A 23,926-nucleotide genomic window follows, 5' to 3' on the forward strand; every position below is an offset into this window, starting at 1 on the left:
CGCCAGGAGGCCCGATTTCGGGACCGGGGCGGCAGGACGGCCGGGGGACGGGACGACCTGTGAGGAGGACGGATGACCGAGCACGAGCAGACCCGGCAGGCCGGGGAGGGCACCGCGCAGGACCGGGCGTCGGCGCTGGTGACGCGCCGGGCCACGCCCGCGGCGCGTGCCGCCGTGCTGTTCCTGCACGGCGGCCGGGCCGACAGCTTTGCCCCCTCCCGGCCCTGGCAACTCGCCGCGGTCCGGATGAGGCCCTTCGTGCGCGCCGTCGCCCGGGAGGTGCCCGACGACGTCCTGCTGGGCGAGGTGCGCTACCGGCTGCGGGGGTGGAACGGCTCCGCAGCCGACACGCTGAAGGACGTCCACCGGGCGCTGAGCGAACTCACCCGTGTCGCGGGGGACGTCCCGGTGGTGCTGGTGGGGCACTCGATGGGCGGCCGCGCTGCCCTGCGCGCCGCGGCGGCGCCCCAGGTGCGGGGGGTGCTGGCCCTGGCTCCCTGGTGCCCGCCCGGGGAGCCCGTGGAGCATCTGCGGGGCAAGCGGATCGTTGTGCTCCACGGGGACCGGGACCGGGTCACCGCCCCGGGGGCGTCCCTGGCGTTCGTCGAGCGGGCCCGGGCGGCGGGCGCCCGGGCCGAAGCCGTGCTGATGCCGGACGGGGACCACGCCATGCTCCGCCACAGCGGGATATGGCACCGCAGGACGGCGTCCACGGTGGCGGGCATGCTGTCCGCCGGGTGACCGTACGGGGCGCGGAGCCGTGGGACCGCCGGGACCGGCGGTCGCTTTCCGTGCCCCGGCGGGCCGCCCCCGGTCGGTGACAGCTCCCGGACAGCTCTGGCTTAGAGCTCCCGACAAAAGTGGAGCGCGAGCCGGGCTCCACTTTTGTCCGGAGCTCTTACGCCCCGCTGACCTCGGCGGGGTCAGTCTCTTGGCACTGTCCGCAGTTGTGGCGGGCGCTGAACAAGGGGCGTCCGTGGCCCGTACATCTCGACAGATCACCGATCGTCCCCCGAAGGGAAACCCCAGCATGACCAGCGCATCCCTGAATCCCGCGTCCGGACCCGCCCGTCGTGCCGTGGTGGCGGCCGCCGGAGCCGCCGGGCTCGCCGTCGCGCTGACCGCGTGCGGTGGCTCCGACGACGACGCGTCGGGTTCGTCGAACTCGTCGGCCGGTGCGGGCACCGCCGGAGCCGCGGGCTCCGCCGGTTCGACCGGCGGTTCGTCGGCGAGCACCGGCGGCGCGGGCGGTGCGGCGCTCACCACGACCGCCGAGATCCCGCAGGGCGGCGGAAAGGTCTTCGAGGACAAGAAGGTCGTCGTCGTGCAGCCGTCGGCGGGTCAGTTCAAGGCGTTCTCGTCCGTGTGCACCCACGCGGGCTGCGCGGTGAAGAGCATCGCCGACGGTGTCATCAACTGCCCGTGCCACAACAGCAACTTCTCGATCACGGACGGCAGCGTGAAGAGCGGTCCGGCGAAGAAGCCGCTGCCCGAGGTGCAGATCAAGGTCAGCGGGGACTCCATCACCCTGGCCTGACGCCGCCGTCCGCTCGCTCGAAGCAGGCCAGTACCTCGTCGGTGGTCGCGACCGTGGCGACCAACGCGAGGGTGTGGCGGATCATCGCGGGGGTGTACTCCGAAGGCACCCCCGCGATGGCGTCGGCCGGCACGACGGCGGTGTAACCCCGGTTGACGGCGTCGAAGACGGCGTTGGGGATCGCCACGTTGGCGGAGACGCCGGCGACGACCAGGGTGCGGCAGCCCAGGTTGCGCAGCAGGGCGTCGACGTCGGTGCCCTGGATCGGCGACAGCCCGTGCAGACGCCGTACGACGAGATCCTCCGCGGCGACCTCGACGGGGGGCGCCACGCGGACCGCGTCCGTACCGGGGAGTTGCCGCACGGGGAGGCGATCGGCGGCGCGGAACAGCCGGGCGTTGCGGCTGGATCCCCGGCCGTCCGGGCGGCGTTCGGCGACGGCGTGCAGCACCTGGACACCGCTCGCGTGCGCGCCGGCGACGAGCCGGGCGACGTTCGTGAGCGCACCCGACTCCCGTGCGGCACGGGCGAGTTCGGGGAGCGCGGCGGCGGGACCGACGACGCCCTGCTGGCATTCGACGGTCAGCAGGACGGTGTGCTCGGGGACGAGGAGGTCACCGAGTGCTCCGTGCGACGGCATGGCTCCTCCGGGCGGCCGGCGGAAGTGAAGTCGGGTGAGAATAGCCACCGTTGCGTGAGCAGGGAAGAACACTCATCCTTTGGGGAAGCATCCTTTTTTGACGTGCCGTCAGAGTCTGGCTCTGGCGCGACGTGAGAGAAGAGAACAGAAAAGAGGGCCGGATGACCGTGACTCAGCGCCGGGGCCGGAAGATCATGATGACCCCGGGAGAGCTGGACGCGTTCCTCACCTTCCAGCGCACCTGCCGGGTCGCGACCGTCTCCGCCGACGGCGCCCCGCACGTGAGTGCCCTGTGGTTCCTGTGGGACGGCTCGGCACTGTGGCTGTACTCGGTGGTGCGCAGCAAGCGGTGGGCCGACCTGCGGCGTGATCCCCGGGTCGCGATCGTGATCGACTCGGGCGAGGAGTACGACTCGCTGCGGGGCGTGGAGCTGTCCGGCACCGCCGAGTTCGTGGGCGAGATCCCGCGCACCGGCGAGCTGTGCGCCGAACTCGACGCCGTGGAGACGCTGTTCGCCCGCAAGAACTTCGGCCTGAACGCGATGCCTCACGACGGACGGCACGCGTGGGTCCGGCTGCGCCCCGAGAAGACCGTCTCCTGGGACTTCCGCAAGCTGGCCGACAGATGACGCCACCTCGCCCACACCTGGCATCGCCGGGTGTGGGCGAGGAACAGGCACCCCCGCGGATCCTCCGATCCGTCGTCAACGGGCGCGCCGCGAACGGGAAACGCGGGACGGTCAGCCCGACGCGAACGGGCACGGGCCCGACCGGGAAAACGCGGGACGACTGACCCGACGTAAAGGGACGCGGGGAACTGCGCGACCAGCCACAGCGCACCCGCACCACACCACGCGACCAGCACAGCGCACCCGCACCACACCACGCGACCAGCACAGCGCACCCGCACCACACCACGCGACCAGCACAACGCGCCCCGCTGACCGCATCGGCCCTAGACGTATCCCCGTCCCGGCGACACCCGCACCGCGGACGCCACCGCGGACGCCAACTCCCCCACCTCCCCTTCCTCCACCGCGGACACGGTCACCCGTACCCCCGCGGGCGAGGCCAGCCGAAACCGCGCGCCCGGCGCGACAGCCCACCCGGCCTGCAGCAACCGGGCCACCGCCCCCGTCTCGTCCGGCACGGGAACCCACACGTTCATCCCGCTGCGCCCCCGTGCGGCCACCCCCCGCTCGGCCAGCGCCGCGATCAGCGCGTCGCGCCGCCGCCCGTACGCCGCCGCGACCTCCCCCGCGTCCACCGCGCCGTCGGCCCACAGCCGCGCCACCGCCCGCTGGGTGATCCGGCTGACCCAGCCGGGCCCGAGTCGCTGACGTCCGCGGACCCGGTCGAGGGTGATCTCGTCCCCGGTGAGGACGGCGAGCCGCAGATCGGGGCCGTAGGCCTTGGCGGCGGACCGGACGAAGGCCCAGTGCCGGGTGGCGCCGGCGAGGGGGTGCAGGAGCACGTCGACGATCCGGTGGCCGTGGTCGTCCTCGACGAGCAGGGTCCCCGGATGCCGCCGCAGCACGGCGCGCAACGCACGCGCGCGTGCGGCACTCACCGCGGCGCCGGTCGGGTTCTGCGCCCGGTCGGTGACGATCAGGGCGCGGGCGCCGCCCTCCAGCGCGCGGGCGACGTCCTCGGGCAGCGGCCCGTCGTCGTCGACGCCGACGGGTGCCGTGCGCAGCCCGAGCGCCGGGACGAGGTCGAGCAGCGAGCCCCAGCCGGGGTCCTCGACGGCGACCGTGTCACCGGGCCTCAGATGGACGGCGAGCACGCGCTCGACGGCGTCGAGCGACCCGGAGGTGACGGCGACGGGCCCGGCCGGCACACCGTCCGCCTCCCAGTCGGCCCGGGCCAGACGGGCCAGTTCGGGGTCCACGGGCTCGTGCCCGTACAGGACCGGCTCCCGGTCGCCACGCTCGGCGGCCCACGCGAAGGCCGGCGCGAGCGCCGGCAGCAGTGTCGGGTCGGGATTGCCGGTGGACACATCCCGCACGCCCTCGGGCACCTCCACGCGGATGAACTCACGCCCGGTGGTCGCCGGCTTCGCACGCACCCGGCTGCCCCGCCGGCCGTCGGTCTCGATCACACCGCGTTCGCGCAGCGTGCGGTAGGCGGCCGCGACGGTGTTCGGGTTCACCCCGAGAAGATCCGCCAACTCCCTCATGGGCGGGAGGAGTTGCCCGGGTTCCAACTCCCCGGCGCCCACCGCCTGCTCGATGCTCGCGGAAATCTCTGCTGCGCGACGCCCGGTGAAGGGATAATCTCCTAGCACAAACGACATTATGCACTAGTGCAATAACGATCGCAAGGAGATCGCCATGCAGGGGTCCACTCAGCCGACGGGGGCGACGACCACGAGGTCCGAGGCCGCCGCCTACGCCCCGACCGGCCGCACGGTCCCGACGCGGGCCCCGGAGCGGGCGTCGTACGACAAGGACCTGGTGCACGCGCTCCTCGACGAGGGCTACGTCTGCCATCTCGGCTTCGTCCGCGACGGCGCGCCGGTGGTGCTCCCGACGCTGTACGGCCGGGTCGGCGAGACCCTCTACGTGCACGGCTCGACGGGCTCGCGCCCGCTGCGGATGACGGGGCGGGCCGACGCGGGGCTGCCGGTGTGCCTCACGGTGACGCACGTGGACGGCCTGGTCCTGGCCCGTTCCGCCTTCCACCACTCGATCAACTACCGCAGCGTGGTGGTGCACGGCGTGGCACACGACGTGACCGACCCGGAGGAGAAGCGCACCGCCCTCGACGCCCTGGTCGACCACGTCGTCCCCGGCCGGGCCGCCGACTCCCGGCCGGCCGACAAGAAGGAGCTGGCCGCGACGGCGGTCCTCCGCATCGACCTCGCCGAGGTCTCGGCCAAGATCCGCACCGGCGGCGTGAACGACGAGCCCGAGGACCTCGCCCTCCCGCACTGGGCAGGCGTACTGCCCCTGCGCAAGGGCTACGACACCCCGCTGCCCGACGCCGACCTCCACCCGGACACGGAACTGCCCGACTATCTGAGCCGGTTGTGACGACTCGGCGGGTTGGCCGTCTCCCGGGCGGCCAGCTCCCGTTCGGGGCTGCCGCCGGTCACGGGTTCGCCGGAGTTCCTGGCCGGGGTGGACGACTGGGCGATGAACGCGCCCAGCAGGACCACCGCGCCGCCCGCGATCTGCGGCGCCGAGAGGTGCTCGCCGAGCAGGACCCAGGCCAGGACGGTCGCTATGACCGCCTCCAGGCAGGCGACGACACCCGCGATCTGCGGGGACAGCCGGCGCACGGAGATCACTCCGGTGACGTAGGCGACGACCGTGGCGATCAGCACGATCCACGCGAGCAGCAGCCAGGCCGGAACGCGGGCGCCGTCCATGGCGGCGGAGTGATCGAGCACCGACCAGTCCATGGCCCAGGGGCGGGCGACGACCGTCAGCACGGCGGCGCCGACCAGGAGGCCGTACGCGATGACGCCGAGCGGGTCCGGGGCGCCGTCGGCGGAGTCGCTGCCCTGGTCGGAGAGGAGGAAGTAGCCGACCTGGCAGCCGGCCGCGCCGAGCGCGAGGAGCAGCCCGAGGACGTCGAAGCTCAGCCCCGCCCACACCTCGACGACGCAGGCGAGCCCGCCCACCGCGAGGACCACTCCGAACGCGGCGGCCCGCGCCACCGGCCGTCGCTGCACGAACCGCACCCAGCCGAGCACGAGCGCGGGCGCGAGGTACTCGACGAGCAGAGCCACGCCGACGGGGATGCGGGAGATGGCGGCGAAGTAGAAGGCCTGGACGCCGGCCACGGCGAGCAGTCCGAACCCGGCGAGCAGCGCGGGGCGGCGGCGCAGGAGCGAGCGGTGGCGGACGGCGAGGGGCAGCATCACCAGGGCCGCGCCGGCCACGCGCAGCCACACCACGTGCAGCGGGTCGAGTCCCGCCTCGATCAGCGGCTTGGCCGCGACCCCGGAACTGCCGAAGGCGATGGCCGACGCGATCGCCAGACCGGGCCCGAGGCCCTTTCCGCCATTGCCCTGACTGTTCACAGAGGTACGCACCGGCACATGATGACAGGCGACGACATGAGCGTCACCCCCGTTGACACCTGTCTCACCGGCCGGACGGGATCGTTGTGCGCGTCCCCCCGTCAGCAGGTGCTTCCGCCGTCGGGGAGCCGGGCGTCAGGACCTGCCTCGACGCGGGCGCACAGGGCGAGCGGATCGACGCCGGCGCGGACGAGGACCTCCACCGCGCGGGCCTCGGGGTCGGCGACGATCGCCGTGAGGAGGTCCACGCCACGCGCCGGCTCCCCCGGGAGGGCGCGGCCCTCGGCATGCCGGGCGGCGGCCCGTGCGCGCGCGTGGTCGAGCGCGGCGGAGGCGAGGGGCGAGAAGCCCTCCATGCCGGGGCGCGCGGTGGGCGCGGCCCGGGCGGCGGCGGCTCGGGGGCCGGTGACTGCGGCGGTGGCGAGGGGCAGGGCGCCGGAGTCCTCGACGCCGCTCCGCCAGCGCAGGCCGTAGCCGATGCTGCGCTGGACGAGGTAGCCGAGGAGCCGGGCGAGCTGGGAGCCCTCGGCGACGACGGCGCGGACCTGTGGGTCGTGTTCCAGGAGGGAGTGCAGGAGGTGCGCGGTGTCGATCTGCCGGTCACCGTCGCGGACCGCGCGCCGGCGCGCGCTGTCCAGCGTCGCCGTCAGCTCCGCGCTGAACCCGGCGTCGTCGTCCATGGCGCGCGCCGTCCGGTCGGGGGACGGCTGCCGGGGAGTACGGGGTGGCACCTGTCCACCTCATCAGTCCCGGCGGACCCGGTCATCCCCTGAGGGAAGCATTCTCGGGTGCCGCGCTGAGTGGACCAGGGCGCGCGGCGTCTCCTCCTCAGGGATGAGATTCAGCCGCTTTGTCACCGTGCGGGCGCGCCGCCTGTACGCCGCACTTCCTGACGGTTCGTCAGTATTGAATGTTGGCGGTCCGGCGGCTACGTTCCGCGACACCGCAGCCAAGCCCGAGTCGCCGGACACGAAGAGGTGGTCGTATGGCCGAAGTCAGCGCGGAGGCCCGTATCGAGGCGCCGGCCGAGAAGGTGTGGGCCCGGCTCACGGACTGGTCGGCATACGGGGAGTGGAACGCGACCCACACCAGTTTCCCCGAGGGCGGCCCGAGCAGCCTGGAGGTGGGCGCGACCTTCCAGGAGAACATGAAGCTCATGGGCTTCCCGGCCGAGGTCGAGTGGACGGTGGCGGAGCTGACGCCGGCCCGGGTGCTGGCCATCCGCGGCAAGGGCCCGATGGCGGTGAACGTCGCCACGCGCTACACCCTCACCCCCGACGGCGACGCGACGACGGTCCGCATCGACGGCGAGTTCACGGGCGCCGCCGTGTCGATCATGGCGGGCAGACTCAAGGACTCGGGGACGGCGGCGTTGAACGAGTCCCTGCGCAAGCTCGGCGGCCTGGTGACCTGACCCCGGCACGCCGAGGCCGGGGACACGAGAGCGCCCCGCGGTGTACCGCGGGGCGCCCCCAGCTTCATCCTGACCCCGTCATCCCTCGTCGGCGAGGATGAGGTACAGCTTCTTGCGGGCCTCGTTGACGACGGCGAGCGCCTTGTCGCGCTGCTCTTTGCTGCCGGTCTTCCAGACCTGCCCGAAGGCCTCCATCAACCCGAAGCCGGCCTGCCGGATCTCACCGAGCGCCTCCCAGTCGACTCCGCGGGAGGCTTCCTCCCAGGGGGCGTCGGGCCCCTCCTCCGCCGCCGCGCGACCGGTATCGGTGAGCGAGAACAGCTTCTTGCCGCCCTCCGACTCACTGCTGATCAGCCCCTCGTCCTCGAGCAGTTGCAGGGTCGGGTACACCGAGCCGGGGCTCGGCTTCCAGGCGCCGCCGCTGCGCTCGGCGATCTCCTGGATCATCTCGTAGCCGTGCATGGCCCGCTCCTTGAGCAGCGCCAGGATCGAGGCCCGCACGTCCCCCCGCCGCGCCCTCCCCCTGGGCCCCCCACGCCCCCGCCCGCCCCAGGGACCCGGCCCGAAGCCTCCGGGCCCACCCGGCCCCCCGGGCCCGAAGGGACCGAACGCCGCGCGCCGCCCGTCGAACCCGCCACGCCCCCGCCGAAAGCCCTCGTCCCGTCCATGCCCACGCTCAAACCCGTGCGAACGCATCGCCATCACTCCATTCATTCCATCGTTGATCTGTCGCGATGCTTCGACGATATATCGGTATCGCTCTTACGGCAAGGCCCAGTCCCGTGGTCCACTCCCGGCATGCCGCTGTTGCTGCTGGACCTCGACAACACCCTCGTCGACCGCGATGCCGCCTTCGGCGCCGCCGTCGCCGACTTCCTGGCCGAGCACCACCTGCCCGGCTCGGACCTCGCATGGGTGATGGCCATCGACGCAAGCGGCTACACCGCGCGTCACGAAGTCGCCGCATCCCTCACCGCCCGATACGGCGACGCGGTGCCCGCCGATGCCGTCAGTGCCCTTCTCGACGACGGCGCCGCCGACCGCGTCGTCCTGGCTCGGCCGACCCGCGAGGCGCTGACCAAAGCCCAGGCCGACGGCTGGACTTGCGTCGTCGTCACCAACGGCCGCACCGTCCAGCAAGAGGCGAAGATCCGGAAGACCGGGCTCGACCGACTGGTCCGGGGCTGGGTCGTCTCCGAAGCGGTCGGCCACAAGAAACCGGAACCGGAGATCTTCCACGCGGCGGCCGACGCCGTCGGCGTCCCCCTGCGGGGCGCGTGGGTCATCGGCGACTCACCCCACGCCGACATCGCGGGCGCCGGTGCGCTCGGCCTGCGAAGCGTGTGGGTTTCGAACGGACGCGCCTGGACCCAGGGCTCGTGTCAGCCCACCCACATCGCGAAGGACGCCGCCCACGCGATCCACCAGGCCAGAAGACACCGAGCGGGCGAAAATCCCAGTTGATCCGGACCCTGGCGCATGAATACTGACTGTCGTCTCAGTTGTTCCGGTCCGCTTCCTGCGTTTCGGATCGGACGTGCGGAAGGGCTTGCGCGCATGACGATGCACGATGACCAGGTGGACGTGACCACCGACATCGTCGTGACCTTGATCCGAGAGCAGTTCCCTCAGTGGAGCGGCGAGGAAGTCCGACTCCTGCCGTCGACCGGGACGGTCAACGCCATCTTCCGTATCGGAAACGGCCTTTCCGCGCGTTTCCCCCTGCGTCGGGTCGATGCCTCCGAGGCGCTGGCGGTCCTGGAGCAGGAAGCCGAGGCGAGTGCGGAGCTGGCACAGGTGTCCCGGTTCCCCGTCCCGGAACCCGTCGCCTTGGGAAAGCCCGGAGCGGGTTACCCCATGCCGTGGTCGGTCCAGACATGGCTGCCGGGAACGGTCGCCTTCGAGGCAGACCCGAGCGGGTCGAATGCCTTCGCCGAGGACCTTGCGGCCTTCATCGCGGCCCTGCGGGGCGCCGAGACGCGTGGGCGGCTTTTCAACGGCGACAACCGGGGTGGCGTTCTCGCCCACCACGACGACTGGATGGCGCAGTGCTTCGAGGAGAGCGAGGGGCTGCTCGATGTGCCCCGGCTGCGCCAGTTGTGGAGCCGGTTCCGGGAGCTGCCCCGGACAGGCGCCGACGTGATGAGCCATGGTGACCTGATCCCCGGCAATGTACTGGTCGCGGGAGACCGGCTCAGCGGCGTCCTCGACACCGGCGGCTTCGGCGCGGCCGACCCCGCGCTGGACCTGGTCAGCGCCTGGCACCTGCTGCAGCCGGGCCCGCGGGAAGTGCTCCGACGGGCACTGAACTGTGACGACCTGGAGTGGGAGCGCGGCAAGGCATGGGCGTTCGAACAGGCGATGGGCGTCGTCTGGTACTACGCCGAGACCAACCCGACGATGAGCAGCATGGGACGCCGGACACTCGACCGGATTCTGGAGTCGGCGGAGTGATGCGGCGGTTCGCAGGTCGCTTCCGCAGGTAGAAGTCGCGTCCGGTCAGGGATTGGGGGCGCCCTCTCGGGGACCGGCTCGTTCGGAGGTTGTTCGGGTGTGGCGGCTCGTGGTGTCACACCCGACGGCTTGTCGCCGCGAGATCGGCGTGGGCCTCCTCGGACCACAGGAACGGGTAGACGGAGATGCCCTCCGACAAGGCCAGGGCCGCGGCTTCCTCGCGCCAGCCGGGCCGGCGCAGCCCGTCGTAGAACGTCTCCAACTGGCCCGAGAGCAGCCAGAGTTCTGGCCACGCCGCGTCGTCCACGTGGACCAGCTCGTCGATGTCTCGCATCCGAGGATGCTCGCACCCGTCCCCGGCGTCTCTCCCAGTGGATCGGTTCAGTCGGCGAGCGGGATGCGGTAGACCGTGGAGTTCCTGGGGCGGAAGCCGAGGCGTTCGTAGAGGCGGTTCGCTGCGGGGCGGTCGGGGCGGGAGGTGAGGTCGGCCGTTCTGGCGCCCGCTTCACGGGCGATGCGCAGGGCCTCCTGGGTGAGGAGGGCCGCGACTCCCCGGCCTCGCGCCTCGACGTCGACGATCACGTCCTCGACGCGGGCCCGCACACCGGACGGCAAGGGCAGCAGCACCAGCGTCAGGGTGCCGACGATGGTCCCGGACGTCCGAGCCACGAGCACCGTGTTGGCATCGCACGTCACCATCCGCTCGACCGCCTCACCGTCGAGCGGCTTCGCCGTCGAGGACAGCTGCGGCAGCAATCGGCCGAAGGCGTCGACGAGTTCGCCACTCGCCTCCCTGACGATGTCCACACGGATGTCACCTCGAACGCCCACATGACTGTCCATGGGGCGAGCCTATCCGCCGCCTCCGAGCAGCCGGTGAGGAGGCGGCCGCCCCTGGGCCCTTAGGGTGCGGGAATGATCTCCCACAGCTATCTCACCGAACTGTTCTCGCTGGACGGGCGGGTCGCCGTGGTGACCGGAGGCAGTTCCGGCATCGGCCGGGCCATCGCCGGCGCCCTCGCGCGGGCGGGGGCGAGCGTGGTGGTCGTGGCCCGCAGGGAGCCCGAACTCGTCGCCACCGTGGACGAGTTGACGGCCGAGGGCTGCCGGGCGGCCTGGGTGAGCGGCGACCTCGCCGACCGGGACGGGGTGCGCGCGGCGGCGGAGCGTGCGGTGGAGCCGTTCGGTGAGCCCGACATCCTCGTCAACTCCGCCGGCATCAACCTGCGGCCGCCGATGGGCGAACTCGAAGACGATGTGTGGGACGCCACCATGGCCGTGAACCTGGAAGCACCCTTTCTGCTGGGCCGGCGCTTCGGGCCCGGCATGGCCGAGCGCGGTTACGGCCGGATCATCCACGTCTCGTCCCAGCAGGCGCACCGGGCCTTCGTCCAGAGCGGCGCCTACGGGGTCTCCAAGGGGGCGCTGGAGTCGCTGGCCCGGTCGCAGGCCGAGGCCTGGTCGCCGTACGGCGTCACCTGCAACACGCTGGTGCCGGGCTTCGTCATGACCCCGTTGAACGCGCGGTTGTCGTCCGACCCGGATCGGGTCGCGGCGCTCGCCGCGCGCACGCTGGTGGGGCGTAACGGGCTGGCGGAGGACTTCGCCGGGGCGGCCGTGTTCCTGGCCGGACCGGGCTCCGCGTACGTCACCGGGCAGTCGGTCTTCGTGGACGGCGGCTTCTCCGTCCACTGAGGCCGCCGTCCCGGTGACGTCCGCCGGACCCCTCGTGCCGGTCCGCAGGCGGCGTAGGCGGGCACAGGCGGTACAGGCCGCGCGGGTCGTGGTCTACGCCGCCTGCGGGACGAAGGGATGGATCTCGTCGCCCCCCGCCTGCACCACGCCGTAAGTGCCCTCGGGCACCTCCTGCCAGGCCCCGGGCAGACCGCCCAGGGGCTCGGACACGATCAGGCGGGTCTCGTCGGATATCTCGCGGAGGAACGCCATGTCGGGGTGGAGGGCGCGCAGCGTGTCCACCCGGGTGCTGTAGAAGAGGGAGCGTGACGCCTTCTGGCTGGAGTAGCGGAAGGCCCACACCCGGTCGCCGTCGGTCACGGCGACCGTCATCTGCAGCGGGAACTCCACCCCGTTGTCATGGCCGGTCCGCTCGACGAACCCCGCCATCCGGGCGACCGCGGCCGGCGGATCCTTCTCCAGGCCGAAGGTGAGCGCCAGGAAGAACATCATCTCGGAGTCGGTCGAGCCCTCGATGTCGAGGAACAGGTCCGGGTCGACGGCCAGGGCCAGTTCGCGCCGCATGCGGTGGAACTCGTCGATCGCCCCGTTGTGCATCCACATCCAGCGGCCGTGCCGGAACGGGTGACAGTTGGTCTGCTGCACCGCGCTGCCGGTGGAGGCGCGGATGTGGGCGAAGAACAGCGGCGAGCTGACGTGCCCCGAGATCTCCCGCAGGTTGCGGTTGCTCCAGGCCGGGCCGACCTCCCGGACGATCGCCGGGCTGTCGACGTGTTGCTCGTACCAGCCGATGCCGAAGCCGTCGCCGTTGGTCGTCTCGACGCCCATGCGGGAGTGCAGGCTCTGGTCGATCAGCGAGTGCTGGGGTTTGTAGAGGATGGTGTCGAGCAGGACGGGGGTGCCCGAGTAGGCGAGCCACCGGCACATGGGCCGTCACCCGTTGCGCGGCGCGCTGTCGAACGCGCCCGACTCGTCGCGGCCGCCCACGCACAGCGCCCAGATGACGAACCCGGAGAACGCGATCATCACGACGGACCAGACCGGGTAGTAGGGCAGCGACAGGAAGTTGGCGATGACGATGAGCCCGGCGATGGTGATACCGGCGACTCGGGCCCACATCGCTCCCTGGAACAGGCCCATGCTGACGACGACCGCGATCGCGCCCAGGATCAGGTGGATCCAGCCCCAGCCGGTGAGGTCGAACTGGAAGACGTAGTTCCGTGTCGTGACGAAGACGTCGTCCTCGGCGATCCCCATGATGCCGCGGAAGATGTCCAGGAGCCCCGCGAGCATGAGCAGGACGGCGGCGAACACCGTCAGGCCCTGGGCCCACTGCTGCTTGGCCGACGTCGTGTGCCGGGTGTGTGTGGTCATGCCGGTCCCTCGATTCGGTGACGGTCGGTGTGGATCGTGCGGTGAGGTCAGTTGTGTGAGCCGCTCAGGACCAGCTGCTTGGCCTTGCGGAACTCCTCGTCCGTGATGTCGCCGCGGGCGCGGATCTCGGAGAGCCGGGCGAGTTCGTCGACGCTGCTCGTGCCTGCGTCGGCGCCCTTGGCGGTCTCGCGGATGTAACTGTCGAACTGCTGCTGCTGGGCGCGTGCCTGCGCCGCCTCGCGGCGGCCCATGTTCTTGCCGCGGACGATCACGTAGACGAACACGCCCAGGAACGGCAGGAGGATCGTGAAGATCAGCCAGCCGGCCTTGGCGCCGCCGCTCAGTTCGTCGTCTCGGAAGATGTCCATGACGACCCGGAAGAGCAGCACGAACCACATGATCCACAGGAAGAACACCAACATGGTCCAGAAGGCGCTCAGCAGCGGATAGTCGTAGGCGAGGTACGTCTGCGCACTCATGTCCGTCCTCCGTTCCGGGCCGGCCCGTACGCGGGCGGGGCCCCGCATGCGGGGTGCGTCTGGTTCTCAGCGTGCGCACGGCAAGCGACGTCCGCCTCACCCGGGACGGGTGATGATGCGTCCCGCCTGCGGCACGGCACGCACCGCGGTCGTGCTCGGCCTGGGCACGGCCCGTCGCTCCGGCCTTCGGCGGTCGGGCAGCGGCCCGGCGGCAGGCCTCTGCCGGGTACCGGCTAGCACCCCCTGCCGGGCACCGGATCGCCGACCCTGCGGGTAGCGGGGTGCCGGCAGTGGCCCGACGAGCGGGCGGACCACCGGACGGCGGTTCGGTGCGGGCAGCAAGCCGGACGGCGGTTTGCCGGGCGGCAGTCGACGAGCCGCAGCATGCCGACCACCCCTACCGACCTGCCGACCACCCCTGCCCACCTGCCGACCGGCGGCTCCGGGCCGGCAGGTCGGCGAGGCGGTGCGGCTTGGCGAGGGTGTGCCTGCCCCGCTGGTCGGCCGGGTCGAGGGGTGAGCGGGAGGACCTGGCCGCGCCCGGCAGAGCACGGAAGGGAACCGCGCGCTCCTCAATCCGGCCCCGGCGAACCGTGTCGCCCCGTGACCCCCGACCTCCGTACGGCAGCGCGCCACGCGAGGGCGATCGCCACCTCGACCAGGCCCAGCAGGACGAGCCACAGGCCGAGCAGCCGGGTCAGCGCCCGGGCCGACTCGGTGGGCAGCGCCAGTACGACGACGCCCGCGACGACGGCGAGCGCGGCGGCGCCGATGACGATGCCGCGGTGGGGCAGGTTCTTGGCGGCGACGGCCGTGTAGAGGGTGACGATGCCCGACACCAGCCAGACCGCGCCGACGATCAGCGAGAGCGCGGCGATGGTCTGCAACGGGTTCCGCAGGCACAGCACCCCGCCGAGCACGTACAGCACGGCCAGGAGGAGACCGGGCAGCCGTTCGCCGTGATCGTCCCGCGCGAAGGCCCCGACGAACCGGAACACCCCGGTCGCCAGAAGGTAGAGCCCGATGAGAACGGCCAGGACGTGGAGAGTCCCTTCCGGCCAGACGAGGACGATGACGCCCGGCACGAGCGTGGCGATCGCGGAGCCGAGCAACCACAGCCACGAGCGTCCGAGGACGGCCAGGAACTGAGCGGGGTCCCCCGGGGCCCCTCCCCCGGCGCCCCACGCCTCACCGCCCGACGCCGTCGCACCTGTCCCCGATGCCCCCGGCGGCGACGCCGCCCCTGGCGACCTCCCGACGGGCGCCCCGCCGGGCGGGTACTGCGGGGCCGGTTCACGCGGCTCGGTCATGGCTCCTCCTCGCGCGGTCGGCGAGCGTTCATGGGCCCCGGCGGGGCGCTGTGCGGCGGTGCAGTGGCCCCGCCAGCGTCCCGCCCGCCGTTCGCCGCCGGGTCACCCGCCGCGGGTGATCCGGCGGCGGCCCGGAAGCGGTGAGGTGGGGGCCCGGGGACGCGTCCAGGAGGTTGCAGTCATGGCCCTACCGAGTGTGTTCACCACCTCTCTGGCACCGGACGAGCGAGCCGCGTACGGCAGGAACGCCCGCGCGCGGGCGCCGCGCTCGTGCCACGGCTGGTTCGAGGCGCAACCGGACCGGCCCGACCCCGTCGAGGTGATAGAGCGTCAGTCCGCCTCACGCGTACCGGAGTTGGTGCCGGTGCGCTACGGCCGCATGCTCGAGTCCCCGTTCCGGTTCTACCGCGGAGCCGCGTCGATCATGGCGACGGACCTGGGTCCGGTGCCGAACACCGGACTGACCGTTCAGCTCTGCGGAGACGCCCACCTGCTCAACTTCCGCCTGCTGGCCTCACCCGAGCGGCATCTGGTCTTCGACATCAACGACTTCGACGAGACTCTGAGCGGCCCCTTCGAGTGGGACGTCAAGCGGCTGGCCGCGAGCTTCGTGATCGCCGCCCGGGCCAACGGCTTCTCCGACGCGGAGCAGAACGCCGCGGTGCACACGTGCGTGAAGTCCTATCGACAGCGGATGCGGGAGTTCGCCGGCATGCGCACCCTGGACATCTGGTACGCGCAGGACGACGCCGACCGGATGCGCGAGCTGCTGGCGTCGTCGATGGACCGCAAGGCCAGGCGGCGCACCGCCGAGGCGACGGCGCGCGCACGGACGCGCACCTATCTCCAGGCGTACGAGAAGCTCACCCGGGTGACCGCCGAGGGCCGGCGCATCACCCCGGACCCGCCGCTGATCACCCCGCTGCGGGATCTGACGAGCGACCCCGGCGAGGAGGAGAAGAGCCTGCGGGCCGTGCTGGACGGGTACGCGCGGACGCTGTCGTCGGAGCGCCGCCTTCTCCTGCGCCGCTACCGCCTGGTCGACGTGGCCCGCAAGGTGGTGGGCGTCGGCAGCGTCGGCACCCGCTGCTGGATCGTGCTGATGCTCGGCCGCGACGAGGAGGACCCGCTGCTGCTGCAGGCGAAGGAGGCGCAGGAGTCGGTCCTCGCCGCCCACACGAGCGGTGAGCGCTACGACAACCAGGGCCGCAGGGTGGTGTCGGGGCAGCGGCTGATCCAGACGTCCAGCGACATCTTCCTGGGCTGGACCAGCGCCACGGGCCTGGACGGAGTCGACCGGGACTTCTACGTACGGCAGCTGCGGGACTGGAAGGGCATCGCCCGGCCGGAGACCATGGACCCCGGCATGCTCCGGCTGTTCGCGCGGTTGTGCGGGGCTTGTCTGGCGCGGGCCCACGCCCGGTCCGGGGACCCGATCGCGATCGCCGCCTACCTGGGCGGCAGCGACCGTTTCGACCGGGCCCTCGCCGGGTTCGGCCAGGCCTACGCGGACCAGAACGACCGGGACTTCGAAGCGCTGGGAGCCGCCGTGAGCGCCGGCAGGGTACGCGCCGAGAGCCTCTGAGACAGCGGAGTTGAGACACAGGAGTCTCCCCCGTACGTACGGGGGAGACTCCTGTGTGCGCACGGGGGAGACTCCTGCGCACACAGACCCGTCGCCGACCAGGAAGCCGACTGGGAAGAAGGGCGCCGGGCCCCCTCACCCGCCCGACTCCGGCAGCTGCCGCATCTCCAGCACCCGCAGACCGAGCGACTGGCAGCGGGCGAGCAGTCCGTACAGGTGCGCTTCATCGATCACGTGACCGAACAGGACCGTCTGACCGGACATCACCACATGGTCCAGCTCCGGGAAGGCCCTGGTCAGCGTCTCGGACATATGTCCGTCGACGCGGATCTCATAGCGCATCTGCTGCTCCCCCGGACGGCCTGGGACAGGCGGGCTGCGCCCTTACCCTGCGATGGTCCGCCAGAGAGGGCCGACGGGACCTCACCCCGTACAGGTGATTGGCCGCGGCGCTCGGCGCCTCAGTGCGTCACGATCAGCTTGAACGCGATGATCAGCAGTCCGAGCAGAAGATTCACCGACGCGGAGAGGGCCACCATGCGCCACGGCGCTCCGGCCCGGCGGGCCGCGGCCGAGGACCAGCCCACCTGCCCGGCCACGGCCACGGAGAGCGCCAGCCAGAGCGTGCCCGGCAGGCCGAGGCCCAGCAGCGGGCTGACCGCCACGGCGACGGCCGGCGGCACCGCGGCCTTGACGATGGGCCACTCCTCGCGGCACACCCGCATCACGACGTGCCGTCCGGGGTTCCGCTGGGCCAGGCGCGCTCCGAAGAGCTGGGCGTGGACGTGCGCGACCCAGAAGGACAGACCGGTGAGCAGGAGCAGGAGCACGAGTTCCAGCCGGGGGAACGATCCCAGGCTGCCGGCCCCGACGATCACGGAGGCGGCCAGCATGGATCCGTAGACGCCGCCGGTGTAGTCGGCGTGGGCCCGGCGTTCGTCGGAGCGCGTGCGCGCCGTGACGGGTCCGGCCTCGGACATCCCGGCCTCCTCGGGGTCGGCGGAGCAGGAACACGTGATCGGTCGCCCCGGTCACCGTGCCGCGGCGGAACGGTCGCGGGCGACCGGTCCCCGGGTCGGCAGGTGCGAGGTGACGAGGAAACTGGCCAGGGTGATGCCTCCGGCCGCGAGGATCGCCGCCTTGAGACCGTCGAGCTGCGCGGCGGCGTAGGAGTCGGCGACGGCGTCCACCTCGGCCGGCGGCAGCCCGGCCCGCTCCGCGGCCGAGCGGACCTGCTCGGTGGGCACGAAGCTGATCCCGGCCTCCAGGGCGACACCGGTCTGCTGTCGGGTCTCCTCCGACAGGCGCGGGTCGTCCTCCACGTGGGCGGTGAAGGCGTGGGCCAGTGCGCCGATGAGTATCGATCCGATGAGCGCGGTGCCCAGGGCCGAGCCCAGGTTCTGCGCGGTGAACTGCAGCCCGCCGACCTCGCTGCGCTCCGCTTCGCCGACACTGGACTGGACGACGTTCCCGAGCTGCGAGGCGAGCAGTCCCATGCCCAGCCCCAGCAGGGCCATCGCCCAGGCGAACTGGGCGTCGTCGACGGCCGGTTCGATGGTGGCCAGCAGCCAGGCGATGGCCGCGGTCAGGACGGTCAGGGCGAGCCGGACCACCGAACGCGGCCCCACCAGCCGCCCGAGCGGGGCGGCGCCCAGGGAGGCCGCCAGCATCGTCACGGACACCGGCAGCAGCCGCAGGCCGGTCTCGAAGGCGTCGAAGCCCTGCACCACCTGGAGGTAGAGGGGGATGGTGAAGAACAGGCCGAGGAGGATGAGGTTCTGGCTCAGCAAGGCCATCAAGCCGGAGCGCAGCGCGGGGCGGCGCAGCAGCGGAAGGTGGACGAGGGGGTCCGCGCCCTGGGCTTCCCGCCGCCGTTCCCAGCGCAGGAAGCCGGCCAGGACCGCCACGCCGGCGCCGATCACGAACAGGGTGGGGGCGAAGCCCAGCACGGTGAAGGGCGGGTTGCGGGGCTGCACCCAGCCCCAGGTGCTGCTCTGCAGGACGCCGAGCACGCCGAGGGCGAGTCCCGCGGCCGACAGCGCGGCTCCCACGCCGTCCAGCCGGGGACGGGTCCCGGCCCGGGGCGTCTCCTTGATCACCCTGCGGAAGCACAGGACGACCAGGACGACCACGACCTCCCCCGCGAAAACCAGCCGCCAGGTGAGGTACGTCGTCACCCAGCCGCCGAGCAGCGGCCCGACGGCGATCCCCGCACCGGCGAGGCCGCCGATGACTCCGTAGGCGACGGCCCTGTCCCGGCCGCGGTAGGACTCGGCGACGAGAGCCGCCATCGCCGGCAGCACCAGGGCGGCGCCGAGCCCCTCGATGACGGACCAGCCCAGGGCGAGGACCCACAGGGTGGGCGCGACGGCGGTCAGGGCCGAGCCCGTTGCGTAGACGCCGAGGCCGAGGAGGAAGACGCGCCGGCGTCCGAGGACGTCTCCGAAGCGACCTCCGATGATCATGAAGGCCGCCATGACCAGCGCGTACAGCGTGATGACGGCCTGGATGGCGGTCACCTCGGTGTCGAAGTCCTCCACCAGCCGGCTGATGGAGACGTTCATGACGGAGGTGTCCAGGACCATCAGGAACTGGGCGGTGCCCAGGACGATCAGTGCCCGCCAGTGCGCCACGGTGCCCACCTCGCCGAGTCGGCCCGGGACGCCGGTGGGCATCGACCGGGCAGCGGCCACCACCCGCCCGGCCGCCACCTCCATCGCAGCTCAGGAGCCGGATGGACGCCTCACCCGCCACGGGGGAGCCTGCGCTGAGCCGTGAACGGGTCACAGCAGCCGCGGCTCGCGTCCCCGGCGCTCTGCGTCGGGAGCCGGCGGCGATCAGCCCTGGGGAGAATTCGGGGAGTTTCGACCGGCAGACCGATCCCCCTGGGGGTGAGGTGATCTGCGACTGCGACGTGCTCACTGTCCCGGGCTGCGACATCCGCCTCGTCGTCTGCACGGTGGCCGCGGGTTCCGCCGAAGCGGAGAAGCCGGAGTTCCTGCGGGTCACGAACGGCGTCCGCACCGACGGCCCCGCGCCTCCGTGGCCCGGGATACGCTGTTCCGCTCCCCCTGACTGGAGGTCATCCGAGTGTTCCCCGCACGGGTACTTGCCGGTGCTCCGTTGGCTCTGGTGATTGTCGCTCTTTCTGGCTGCTCTTCCCCTTGGGGCTGCACCGACACGACGGCGGAACGTGGTCCGGCCGATGTCAGGGTGCAGGTCGAAGGCACGTCCGGGCGGCCTCTCGGTGTCACCGCCGAGGTCGTTGACTGGCGCCTTGAGCCCCACCCGCAGGAGCGCTCCAAAGGTGACCAGGTCCACGTCCGTATCCGCTTCGAAGGCGCCGACGAGATCTCCGGCCCTGCAGTGGACGCCTGCGCGGTCGACAAGGAGCGCGTGGCGTTGGGGTGCCAGACGGTCTATTCGTCCATGGCGTCCGGGCAGGGCGGTGACCTCACGGGTGACGAATGGCTCGGAGTCGAGCACCCTGAGCAGGTTGCCGAAGTGCTGTTGATCCCCAATGACCAGTCCTACGACGGACGAACGTGCGAGCAGGACATCAAGGACGGTGGCGGGCCGCATCCGCCGGAACCAGCCCACAGGGGGGACCAACTGTAAGCCGTCGTTCCAATCCGTGAGCCGGTGGTGGCATACAAGGGTCGCGGCGATGTGTTCCGGCTTGACGAGCCGACCTTCGTCCACGCCCCGCGCTCCACCGGGCTGCGCGCCCATCAGTTCACCGGCCCGACAGACATGACGGCGCAACCGCGCGCCTTGCAGGTGTGCGTGGAGCAAGGATGACTTGGCAGTCCCCTCGGAAGAGTCATCGATGTCCCTCTCCCCACTGGTGCCAACGGCCGAGTCGCCGTCGTCCTGGTCTGGGCGGGCAAGAGCGGCCAGGTCCCGCCGCCCAGCAGGCCATGACCCCGACCCCAACTGGATCACTTATTTGGGCGTTCGACGGACATTGAAGCGGCCTTCGTCTGATCACGTGCCGGGCCGGCCACCACCAGTGCCCCGTCACGCTCCCGTAGGGGCGCATTGGAGCCCCTGTCCCGCGTCGAGGCGGGAACTGTGACGTACTCGCACGTAGGATCCGCGCGTGGCACACACCTTCGAAGAACTCGTGCAGATGCAACGCACCGCCGACCAGGCGCACGCAACCGTCCGCGCCCTACGCGACCAAGACGACCCGCCCGCCTTCGAGGCCGCGTGGCAAGCCTGGCGCGGCCTCGCGCAAGACGTCCAGGCCGCGGTCACCGAGCACGCTAAAGAGCAGGACAAGATGCGCGGCAGCGTGGAGCTCGAGGTGAAAAGAGAGGCGCGGCACGAGGAGGCGGCGGCAAGCTAGTGCCGTGAGGCCGACGGGGCGGGTGGAGAGGCGGTACTCGCCGACCGGCATCCTTCTCGTCGCCGAGGACGTTCAGCGTCGCTTTCCAGTCTCGGGGGCGGTGGCGCTCTGGCTGGCGCGGCGCATGGCCTCGTACAGCGCAGCGTCTTCCGGCGGTTCCGGAAGCCGGCCGCGGGCCGGGGCCTGGAAGGACTGGATCATCCAGGCGACCAGGCGGCGCCAGGCGTCCGGGGCGGCATCGGCAGTGGCGCTGAGGACTCCGGCGTTGGCCATCAGCAGCAGCACGAGATCGCGGCTGGTGAAGTCCTCGCGCAGCTGCCCGCTGTTCTTGGCGCGGCCGATGAGTTCGAGGAAGCCCTCGTACGCCTGAGCGTGGTACGTCTCCAGCTCCGGGACGCCCGGGAAGTTCATGGTCAGGATGTCGGCGAAGCCGCGGTCGGCGGCCTGCATCGCGCAGACGGTCTCGATGTAGCCGGTGAAGCCGCGCCACGGGTCCGGATCGGCCAGGGCTTCTTCGGTGGCCTGCGCGTACGCCTTCATGCGGTCGGCGAAGACCGCGGCGAGCAGGTCCTCCTTGCGGGGGAAGTGGCGGAAGAGGGTGGCGATCCCGACCCCGGTCTCCCGTGCGACCGAGGCCATCGAGGCGTTCAGCCCGTCGCGGCCGAAGACCGTACGCGCGGCGGCGATGATCCGCCCCCGGTTGCGCTCCGCGTCGCTGCGCTTGGACTGACCTGCGGAGACAGTCGCGCCGGCGCTGGCTTCGGTGTGCGGGTCTCGGGGGCTCATGACGTCAGACTAACAAACCGGAATGCCTTATCCGATTCTCGTGTTACGGTGGGCAGCGAACCGGATAGGGCTTTCCGGAAATGAAACGGATAGCCCTGTCCACCGCCCTTTCAATGAAAGGCTCCCTCATGCCCACCATCGCCATCGTCGGTGCCGGCCCCCAGCTCGGTCTCGCCATCGCCCGCACCTACGGCACTCACGGCTACGACGTCGCACTGATCGCCCGCAACCGGGCCAAGCTCGAAGTCCTTGCCGGCGAGCTGGCCGGCGAGGGCATCACCGCCGCCGCCTTCCCCGCCGACGTCCTCGACCGCCCCGCCCTCACCCAGGCACTCAAGGACACAGCTGCGCACTTCGGCGGCATCGACGTCCTGGAGTACTCCCCGGTCGGCGGCCTCCAGACCGTCATGACCACCCCGGGCGCCACCGAGCCGGCCGACGTGCAGCACGAGATCGAGTTCCAGCTCTACGGAGCGATCGAGGCCACCCGTGCGGTGTTGCCCGCCATGCGGGAGGCCGGTGCGGGCACCCTGCTGTTCACCACCGGCGCCGGCTCCGTCGACCCCGTGCCGCAGGTCGCCAACGTCAACGCCGCCGCCGCGGCACTGCGCAACTGGGTGATCAACCTGCACAAGGAGCTGGACGGCACGGGTGTCCAGGCGGCGCACGTCGCCATCAACGTGTCGATCGGCACGCCGGCGATCCCCGGATTCCCGACCGCCCAGCCCGAGGAGATCTCCCCGGTCTACTGGGACCTGCACACCACCGGGCGCGACCAGGCCGAACTCGTCTTCAGTCTCTGAAGCCCATCAGCCGCGCGCGGTCGGCGGGGCGGGAGCCTTGTGCGCGCTGCAGTTTGCGGCGCGGCGCGGCCGTGCACGCTTGTGGGAACCAGACAGCGGTGTATTGCCCGACGGCGTTGCGAAGTCCGGCTGTGACTGAGCACTTCACTTGGCCGTTTGCGCACGGCGGTGTCGGTACGCACTGTCAGCAGGGTGACGCCCGTGTGAACAGCGCGCCGAGGGGCAGGCGAGCTGTGGTGTCCGGCCTAGGAGGGTACGTGTTCGACGGCTTCGAGCTGACACGATGCGAAGGCGACGGGGCTCATCTGCGGGTGCGTCACGGTGGCGAAGGTCCGGCGGTACTGCTCTTGCACGGGCACCCGCGCACGCACGCGACCTGGCACCGCGTCGCCCCGCTGCTGGCCGCCTCCGGTCACACTGTCGTCTGCCCCGACCTGCGTGGCTACGGTGGGTCCGACAAGCCTCCGACCGACCCGGAACACCGCCCGTACTCCAAGCGCGCCATGGCCCGCGACTGCCTGGCGGTCATGCGCCGACTCGGGCACGAGCGGTTCGCCGTCGTCGGGCACGACCGGGGCGCGTACGTGGCCACTCGCCTCGCACTGGACCACCCGGGGGCGGTGTCCGCCGTGAGCGTCCTGGACGCCGTTCCCCTCGGGGAGGCACTGCGACGTTGCAACGCGACGTTCGCCGCGAGCTGGTGGCACTGGTTCTTCCTCGCACAGACCGACAAGCCCGCTGAGCGCATCATCAATGCGGACCCCGACGCCTGGTACAAGGCCACCTCTGAACACATGGGTGCCGAGGCGTTCGAGGACTACCACCGTGCTATTCATGACCCGGCCACCGTGCACGCCATGTGCGAGGACTACCGCGCCGGCCTCGGGGTCGACCGGGATCACGACGACGCCGACCGTCAGGCCGGCCGGCGCATCAGCTGTCCGCTGCAGGTGCTGTGGGCTGTCCACGACGACATGGTCGACCTCTACGGCGACGTACTGAGCGTGTGGCGGGACTGGACGAACGACCGTCTGTGCGGCGGCCCGATCGACTCCGGGCACCACATGGCTGAAGAGGCGCCCGACGAACTCGTCCTCGCCTTGCGAGAGTTCTGGAAAAGTACTGAAGGGCAGAACCCTCGCGCCTGACACGCAACGCGGCGGTACTTGTTGAAGGTGCCGTGAGTGAAATTGTCCAGCGGCCTATTGCCGGCCACGTCGCGGCGGTGGAAGGTGCCGTGGTTCAGGAAGCCGAGAGCGACCGCACCGATCTCGCCGGGTGACCAGGTCATCGGGCACCGGGCCGTCGACGTAGACCACCAGCAGGTCCTCCTCGGTGGGCCGGGACTCGACGGGACGGGCGGGCTCGTGGACTAAGACGTCATCTCATTTGGTTGCCTGGGTAGGCTGTCGGCCGTGGTGGGGATAGTTGAGCGGCTGGTGCCGGACGAGTTATGGGAGCTGTTCCA

Annotated in this window: 28 protein-coding genes and 1 pseudogene; 13 read left to right on the forward strand and 16 right to left on the reverse strand. The window is 71.6% G+C overall.

Annotated features, from left to right (window positions below):
- Window positions 1–72: 72 nt before the first annotated feature.
- Together ACIRS4_RS22755 and ACIRS4_RS22760 are read left to right on the forward strand one after the other, a co-directional pair.
- Complete coding sequence (locus ACIRS4_RS22755; protein WP_404198839.1) at window positions 73–741, forward strand: alpha/beta fold hydrolase; 669 nt, start codon at window positions 73–75, stop codon at window positions 739–741.
- Between the two features lie 289 nt (window positions 742–1,030).
- A complete protein-coding gene (locus tag ACIRS4_RS22760; RefSeq protein ID WP_404198842.1) occupies window positions 1,031–1,537 on the forward strand; it encodes a Rieske (2Fe-2S) protein in 507 nt (168 codons plus the stop codon).
- On the opposite strand, the gene ACIRS4_RS22765 is transcribed toward ACIRS4_RS22760, so the two are convergent.
- The gene (locus ACIRS4_RS22765; RefSeq protein ID WP_404198844.1) at window positions 1,524–2,177 is read right to left on the reverse strand and encodes a cysteine hydrolase; all 654 of its coding nucleotides are present in this window, start codon (window positions 2,175–2,177) and stop codon (window positions 1,524–1,526) included. The genes ACIRS4_RS22760 and ACIRS4_RS22765 overlap by 14 nt on opposite strands.
- Before the next feature lie 161 nt (window positions 2,178–2,338).
- Between ACIRS4_RS22765 and ACIRS4_RS22770 the strand changes: the two genes are divergently transcribed.
- The gene (locus ACIRS4_RS22770; RefSeq protein WP_404198846.1) at window positions 2,339–2,806 is read left to right on the forward strand and encodes a pyridoxamine 5'-phosphate oxidase family protein; all 468 of its coding nucleotides are present in this window, start codon (window positions 2,339–2,341) and stop codon (window positions 2,804–2,806) included.
- Window positions 2,807–3,132: 326 nt separating this feature from the next.
- Here the strand turns inward: ACIRS4_RS22770 and ACIRS4_RS22775 are convergent, their stop codons facing one another.
- The gene (locus ACIRS4_RS22775) at window positions 3,133–4,464 is read right to left on the reverse strand and encodes an aminotransferase class I/II-fold pyridoxal phosphate-dependent enzyme (protein ID WP_404198849.1); all 1,332 of its coding nucleotides are present in this window, start codon (window positions 4,462–4,464) and stop codon (window positions 3,133–3,135) included.
- A 46-nt stretch (window positions 4,465–4,510) separates the two neighbouring features.
- Between ACIRS4_RS22775 and ACIRS4_RS22780 the strand changes: the two genes are divergently transcribed.
- Window positions 4,511–5,212, forward strand: a complete 702-nt coding sequence (locus tag ACIRS4_RS22780) for a pyridoxamine 5'-phosphate oxidase family protein (RefSeq protein WP_404198852.1) — start codon at window positions 4,511–4,513, stop codon at window positions 5,210–5,212.
- Here ACIRS4_RS22780 and ACIRS4_RS22785 read toward each other — a convergent pair.
- Window positions 5,194–6,225 (reverse strand): EamA family transporter, encoded by a 1,032-nt coding sequence (locus tag ACIRS4_RS22785; protein ID WP_404198855.1) that lies wholly within the window; start codon window positions 6,223–6,225, stop codon window positions 5,194–5,196. The genes ACIRS4_RS22780 and ACIRS4_RS22785 overlap by 19 nt on opposite strands.
- Before the next feature lie 83 nt (window positions 6,226–6,308).
- A complete protein-coding gene (locus ACIRS4_RS22790; RefSeq protein ID WP_404198858.1) occupies window positions 6,309–6,938 on the reverse strand; it encodes a Clp protease N-terminal domain-containing protein in 630 nt (209 codons plus the stop codon).
- Window positions 6,939–7,192: 254 nt separating this feature from the next.
- Between ACIRS4_RS22790 and ACIRS4_RS22795 the strand changes: the two genes are divergently transcribed.
- Window positions 7,193–7,621 (forward strand): SRPBCC family protein, encoded by a 429-nt coding sequence (locus ACIRS4_RS22795; protein ID WP_404198861.1) that lies wholly within the window; start codon window positions 7,193–7,195, stop codon window positions 7,619–7,621.
- Between the two features lie 78 nt (window positions 7,622–7,699).
- On the opposite strand, the gene ACIRS4_RS22800 is transcribed toward ACIRS4_RS22795, so the two are convergent.
- Entirely contained in the window at window positions 7,700–8,317 is a 618-nt protein-coding gene (locus tag ACIRS4_RS22800; RefSeq protein ID WP_404198864.1) for a PadR family transcriptional regulator, read from the reverse strand.
- 102 nt (window positions 8,318–8,419) lie between these two features.
- Here ACIRS4_RS22800 and ACIRS4_RS22805 point away from each other — a divergent pair, with 102 nt between their 5' ends.
- Together ACIRS4_RS22805 and ACIRS4_RS22810 are read left to right on the forward strand one after the other, a co-directional pair.
- Window positions 8,420–9,085, forward strand: a complete 666-nt coding sequence (locus tag ACIRS4_RS22805; protein WP_404198867.1) for an HAD family hydrolase — start codon at window positions 8,420–8,422, stop codon at window positions 9,083–9,085.
- A 93-nt stretch (window positions 9,086–9,178) separates the two neighbouring features.
- Window positions 9,179–10,075 (forward strand): aminoglycoside phosphotransferase family protein, encoded by an 897-nt coding sequence (locus ACIRS4_RS22810; protein ID WP_404198870.1) that lies wholly within the window; start codon window positions 9,179–9,181, stop codon window positions 10,073–10,075.
- Between the two features lie 115 nt (window positions 10,076–10,190).
- On the opposite strand, the gene ACIRS4_RS22815 is transcribed toward ACIRS4_RS22810, so the two are convergent.
- The gene (locus ACIRS4_RS22815; RefSeq protein ID WP_404198872.1) at window positions 10,191–10,409 is read right to left on the reverse strand and encodes a DUF2625 family protein; all 219 of its coding nucleotides are present in this window, start codon (window positions 10,407–10,409) and stop codon (window positions 10,191–10,193) included.
- A gap of 47 nt (window positions 10,410–10,456) precedes the next feature.
- On the reverse strand, window positions 10,457–10,918 hold the full coding sequence (locus ACIRS4_RS22820; protein ID WP_404198874.1) for a GNAT family N-acetyltransferase: 462 nt from the start codon (window positions 10,916–10,918) through the stop codon (window positions 10,457–10,459).
- A gap of 72 nt (window positions 10,919–10,990) precedes the next feature.
- Between ACIRS4_RS22820 and ACIRS4_RS22825 the strand changes: the two genes are divergently transcribed.
- Complete coding sequence (locus tag ACIRS4_RS22825; RefSeq protein WP_404198877.1) at window positions 10,991–11,770, forward strand: SDR family NAD(P)-dependent oxidoreductase; 780 nt, start codon at window positions 10,991–10,993, stop codon at window positions 11,768–11,770.
- A gap of 93 nt (window positions 11,771–11,863) precedes the next feature.
- On the opposite strand, the gene ACIRS4_RS22830 is transcribed toward ACIRS4_RS22825, so the two are convergent.
- The 4 genes from ACIRS4_RS22830 to ACIRS4_RS22845 form a co-directional block, all read right to left on the reverse strand.
- The gene (locus tag ACIRS4_RS22830) at window positions 11,864–12,697 is read right to left on the reverse strand and encodes a class II glutamine amidotransferase (RefSeq protein WP_404198880.1); all 834 of its coding nucleotides are present in this window, start codon (window positions 12,695–12,697) and stop codon (window positions 11,864–11,866) included.
- Window positions 12,698–12,703: 6 nt separating this feature from the next.
- A complete protein-coding gene (locus ACIRS4_RS22835; RefSeq protein ID WP_404198882.1) occupies window positions 12,704–13,144 on the reverse strand; it encodes a hypothetical protein in 441 nt (146 codons plus the stop codon).
- 47 nt (window positions 13,145–13,191) lie between these two features.
- Window positions 13,192–13,623 (reverse strand): SHOCT domain-containing protein, encoded by a 432-nt coding sequence (locus tag ACIRS4_RS22840; RefSeq protein ID WP_404198885.1) that lies wholly within the window; start codon window positions 13,621–13,623, stop codon window positions 13,192–13,194.
- Window positions 13,624–14,195: 572 nt separating this feature from the next.
- A complete protein-coding gene (locus ACIRS4_RS22845) occupies window positions 14,196–14,933 on the reverse strand; it encodes an HdeD family acid-resistance protein (RefSeq protein WP_404198888.1) in 738 nt (245 codons plus the stop codon).
- A 181-nt stretch (window positions 14,934–15,114) separates the two neighbouring features.
- Here ACIRS4_RS22845 and ACIRS4_RS22850 point away from each other — a divergent pair, with 181 nt between their 5' ends.
- Window positions 15,115–16,518 carry a DUF2252 domain-containing protein gene (locus ACIRS4_RS22850; RefSeq protein ID WP_404198890.1) on the forward strand — a complete coding sequence of 468 codons (1,404 nt, stop codon included), beginning with the start codon at window positions 15,115–15,117 and terminating at the stop codon, window positions 16,516–16,518.
- A gap of 135 nt (window positions 16,519–16,653) precedes the next feature.
- Here ACIRS4_RS22850 and ACIRS4_RS22855 read toward each other — a convergent pair whose 3' ends face one another.
- The 3 genes from ACIRS4_RS22855 to ACIRS4_RS22865 all read right to left on the reverse strand — a co-directional run bounded on the left by ACIRS4_RS22855 (window position 16,654) and on the right by ACIRS4_RS22865 (window position 19,193).
- On the reverse strand, window positions 16,654–16,860 hold the full coding sequence (locus ACIRS4_RS22855; protein WP_352253114.1) for a hypothetical protein: 207 nt from the start codon (window positions 16,858–16,860) through the stop codon (window positions 16,654–16,656).
- A gap of 119 nt (window positions 16,861–16,979) precedes the next feature.
- Entirely contained in the window at window positions 16,980–17,498 is a 519-nt protein-coding gene (locus ACIRS4_RS22860) for a hypothetical protein (RefSeq protein ID WP_404198893.1), read from the reverse strand.
- A gap of 51 nt (window positions 17,499–17,549) precedes the next feature.
- The gene (locus ACIRS4_RS22865; RefSeq protein ID WP_404198943.1) at window positions 17,550–19,193 is read right to left on the reverse strand and encodes an MFS transporter; all 1,644 of its coding nucleotides are present in this window, start codon (window positions 19,191–19,193) and stop codon (window positions 17,550–17,552) included.
- A 415-nt stretch (window positions 19,194–19,608) separates the two neighbouring features.
- Here ACIRS4_RS22865 and ACIRS4_RS22870 point away from each other — a divergent pair, with 415 nt between their 5' ends.
- A complete protein-coding gene (locus ACIRS4_RS22870; RefSeq protein WP_404198896.1) occupies window positions 19,609–20,136 on the forward strand; it encodes a hypothetical protein in 528 nt (175 codons plus the stop codon).
- Window positions 20,137–20,620: 484 nt separating this feature from the next.
- Entirely contained in the window at window positions 20,621–20,869 is a 249-nt protein-coding gene (locus tag ACIRS4_RS22875; protein WP_404198899.1) for a hypothetical protein, read from the forward strand.
- Between the two features lie 72 nt (window positions 20,870–20,941).
- On the opposite strand, the gene ACIRS4_RS22880 is transcribed toward ACIRS4_RS22875, so the two are convergent.
- Complete coding sequence (locus ACIRS4_RS22880) at window positions 20,942–21,655, reverse strand: TetR/AcrR family transcriptional regulator (RefSeq protein WP_404198902.1); 714 nt, start codon at window positions 21,653–21,655, stop codon at window positions 20,942–20,944.
- 128 nt (window positions 21,656–21,783) lie between these two features.
- On the opposite strand from ACIRS4_RS22880, the gene ACIRS4_RS22885 reads away from it, so the two are divergent.
- Window positions 21,784–22,458, forward strand: a complete 675-nt coding sequence (locus ACIRS4_RS22885) for an SDR family NAD(P)-dependent oxidoreductase (RefSeq protein WP_404198904.1) — start codon at window positions 21,784–21,786, stop codon at window positions 22,456–22,458.
- A gap of 257 nt (window positions 22,459–22,715) precedes the next feature.
- Window positions 22,716–23,606 carry an alpha/beta fold hydrolase gene (locus ACIRS4_RS22890; RefSeq protein ID WP_404198907.1) on the forward strand — a complete coding sequence of 297 codons (891 nt, stop codon included), beginning with the start codon at window positions 22,716–22,718 and terminating at the stop codon, window positions 23,604–23,606.
- Window positions 23,607–23,696: 90 nt separating this feature from the next.
- On the opposite strand, the pseudogene ACIRS4_RS22895 reads toward ACIRS4_RS22890, so the two are convergent.
- Window positions 23,697–23,834: pseudogene (locus ACIRS4_RS22895) on the reverse strand (VOC family protein); the annotation flags it as partial.
- Window positions 23,835–23,926: the final 92 nt, after the last annotated feature.

It is taken from the genome of Streptomyces sp. NPDC101166, assembly GCF_044768125.1.
Classification (GTDB): Bacteria; Actinomycetota; Actinomycetes; order Streptomycetales; family Streptomycetaceae; genus Streptomyces.

What these genes read in the sequence shown, in the direction of transcription:
- ACIRS4_RS22795 (WP_404198861.1), top strand. Translation starts at nt 7,193, where the DNA reads ATGGCCGAAGTCAGCGCGGAGGCCCGTATCGAGGCGCCGGCCGAGAAG.
- ACIRS4_RS22760 (WP_404198842.1), top strand. Translation starts at nt 1,031, where the DNA reads ATGACCAGCGCATCCCTGAATCCCGCGTCCGGACCCGCCCGTCGTGCC.
- ACIRS4_RS22755 (WP_404198839.1), top strand. Translation starts at nt 73, where the DNA reads ATGACCGAGCACGAGCAGACCCGGCAGGCCGGGGAGGGCACCGCGCAG.
- ACIRS4_RS22860 (WP_404198893.1), bottom strand. Translation starts at nt 17,498, where the DNA reads ATGTCCGAGGCCGGACCCGTCACGGCGCGCACGCGCTCCGACGAACGC.
- ACIRS4_RS22845 (WP_404198888.1), bottom strand. Translation starts at nt 14,933, where the DNA reads ATGACCGAGCCGCGTGAACCGGCCCCGCAGTACCCGCCCGGCGGGGCG.
- ACIRS4_RS22800 (WP_404198864.1), bottom strand. Translation starts at nt 8,317, where the DNA reads ATGCGTTCGCACGGGTTTGAGCGTGGGCATGGACGGGACGAGGGCTTT.
- ACIRS4_RS22805 (WP_404198867.1), top strand. Translation starts at nt 8,420, where the DNA reads ATGCCGCTGTTGCTGCTGGACCTCGACAACACCCTCGTCGACCGCGAT.
- ACIRS4_RS22820 (WP_404198874.1), bottom strand. Translation starts at nt 10,918, where the DNA reads ATGGACAGTCATGTGGGCGTTCGAGGTGACATCCGTGTGGACATCGTC.
- ACIRS4_RS22850 (WP_404198890.1), top strand. Translation starts at nt 15,115, where the DNA reads ATGGCCCTACCGAGTGTGTTCACCACCTCTCTGGCACCGGACGAGCGA.
- ACIRS4_RS22830 (WP_404198880.1), bottom strand. Translation starts at nt 12,697, where the DNA reads ATGTGCCGGTGGCTCGCCTACTCGGGCACCCCCGTCCTGCTCGACACC.
- ACIRS4_RS22815 (WP_404198872.1), bottom strand. Translation starts at nt 10,409, where the DNA reads ATGCGAGACATCGACGAGCTGGTCCACGTGGACGACGCGGCGTGGCCA.
- ACIRS4_RS22865 (WP_404198943.1), bottom strand. Translation starts at nt 19,193, where the DNA reads ATGCCCACCGGCGTCCCGGGCCGACTCGGCGAGGTGGGCACCGTGGCG.
- ACIRS4_RS22885 (WP_404198904.1), top strand. Translation starts at nt 21,784, where the DNA reads ATGCCCACCATCGCCATCGTCGGTGCCGGCCCCCAGCTCGGTCTCGCC.
- ACIRS4_RS22770 (WP_404198846.1), top strand. Translation starts at nt 2,339, where the DNA reads ATGACCGTGACTCAGCGCCGGGGCCGGAAGATCATGATGACCCCGGGA.
- ACIRS4_RS22825 (WP_404198877.1), top strand. Translation starts at nt 10,991, where the DNA reads ATGATCTCCCACAGCTATCTCACCGAACTGTTCTCGCTGGACGGGCGG.
- ACIRS4_RS22840 (WP_404198885.1), bottom strand. Translation starts at nt 13,623, where the DNA reads ATGAGTGCGCAGACGTACCTCGCCTACGACTATCCGCTGCTGAGCGCC.
- ACIRS4_RS22835 (WP_404198882.1), bottom strand. Translation starts at nt 13,144, where the DNA reads ATGACCACACACACCCGGCACACGACGTCGGCCAAGCAGCAGTGGGCC.
- ACIRS4_RS22810 (WP_404198870.1), top strand. Translation starts at nt 9,179, where the DNA reads ATGACGATGCACGATGACCAGGTGGACGTGACCACCGACATCGTCGTG.
- ACIRS4_RS22780 (WP_404198852.1), top strand. Translation starts at nt 4,511, where the DNA reads ATGCAGGGGTCCACTCAGCCGACGGGGGCGACGACCACGAGGTCCGAG.
- ACIRS4_RS22855 (WP_352253114.1), bottom strand. Translation starts at nt 16,860, where the DNA reads ATGCGCTATGAGATCCGCGTCGACGGACATATGTCCGAGACGCTGACC.
- ACIRS4_RS22880 (WP_404198902.1), bottom strand. Translation starts at nt 21,655, where the DNA reads ATGAGCCCCCGAGACCCGCACACCGAAGCCAGCGCCGGCGCGACTGTC.
- ACIRS4_RS22765 (WP_404198844.1), bottom strand. Translation starts at nt 2,177, where the DNA reads ATGCCGTCGCACGGAGCACTCGGTGACCTCCTCGTCCCCGAGCACACC.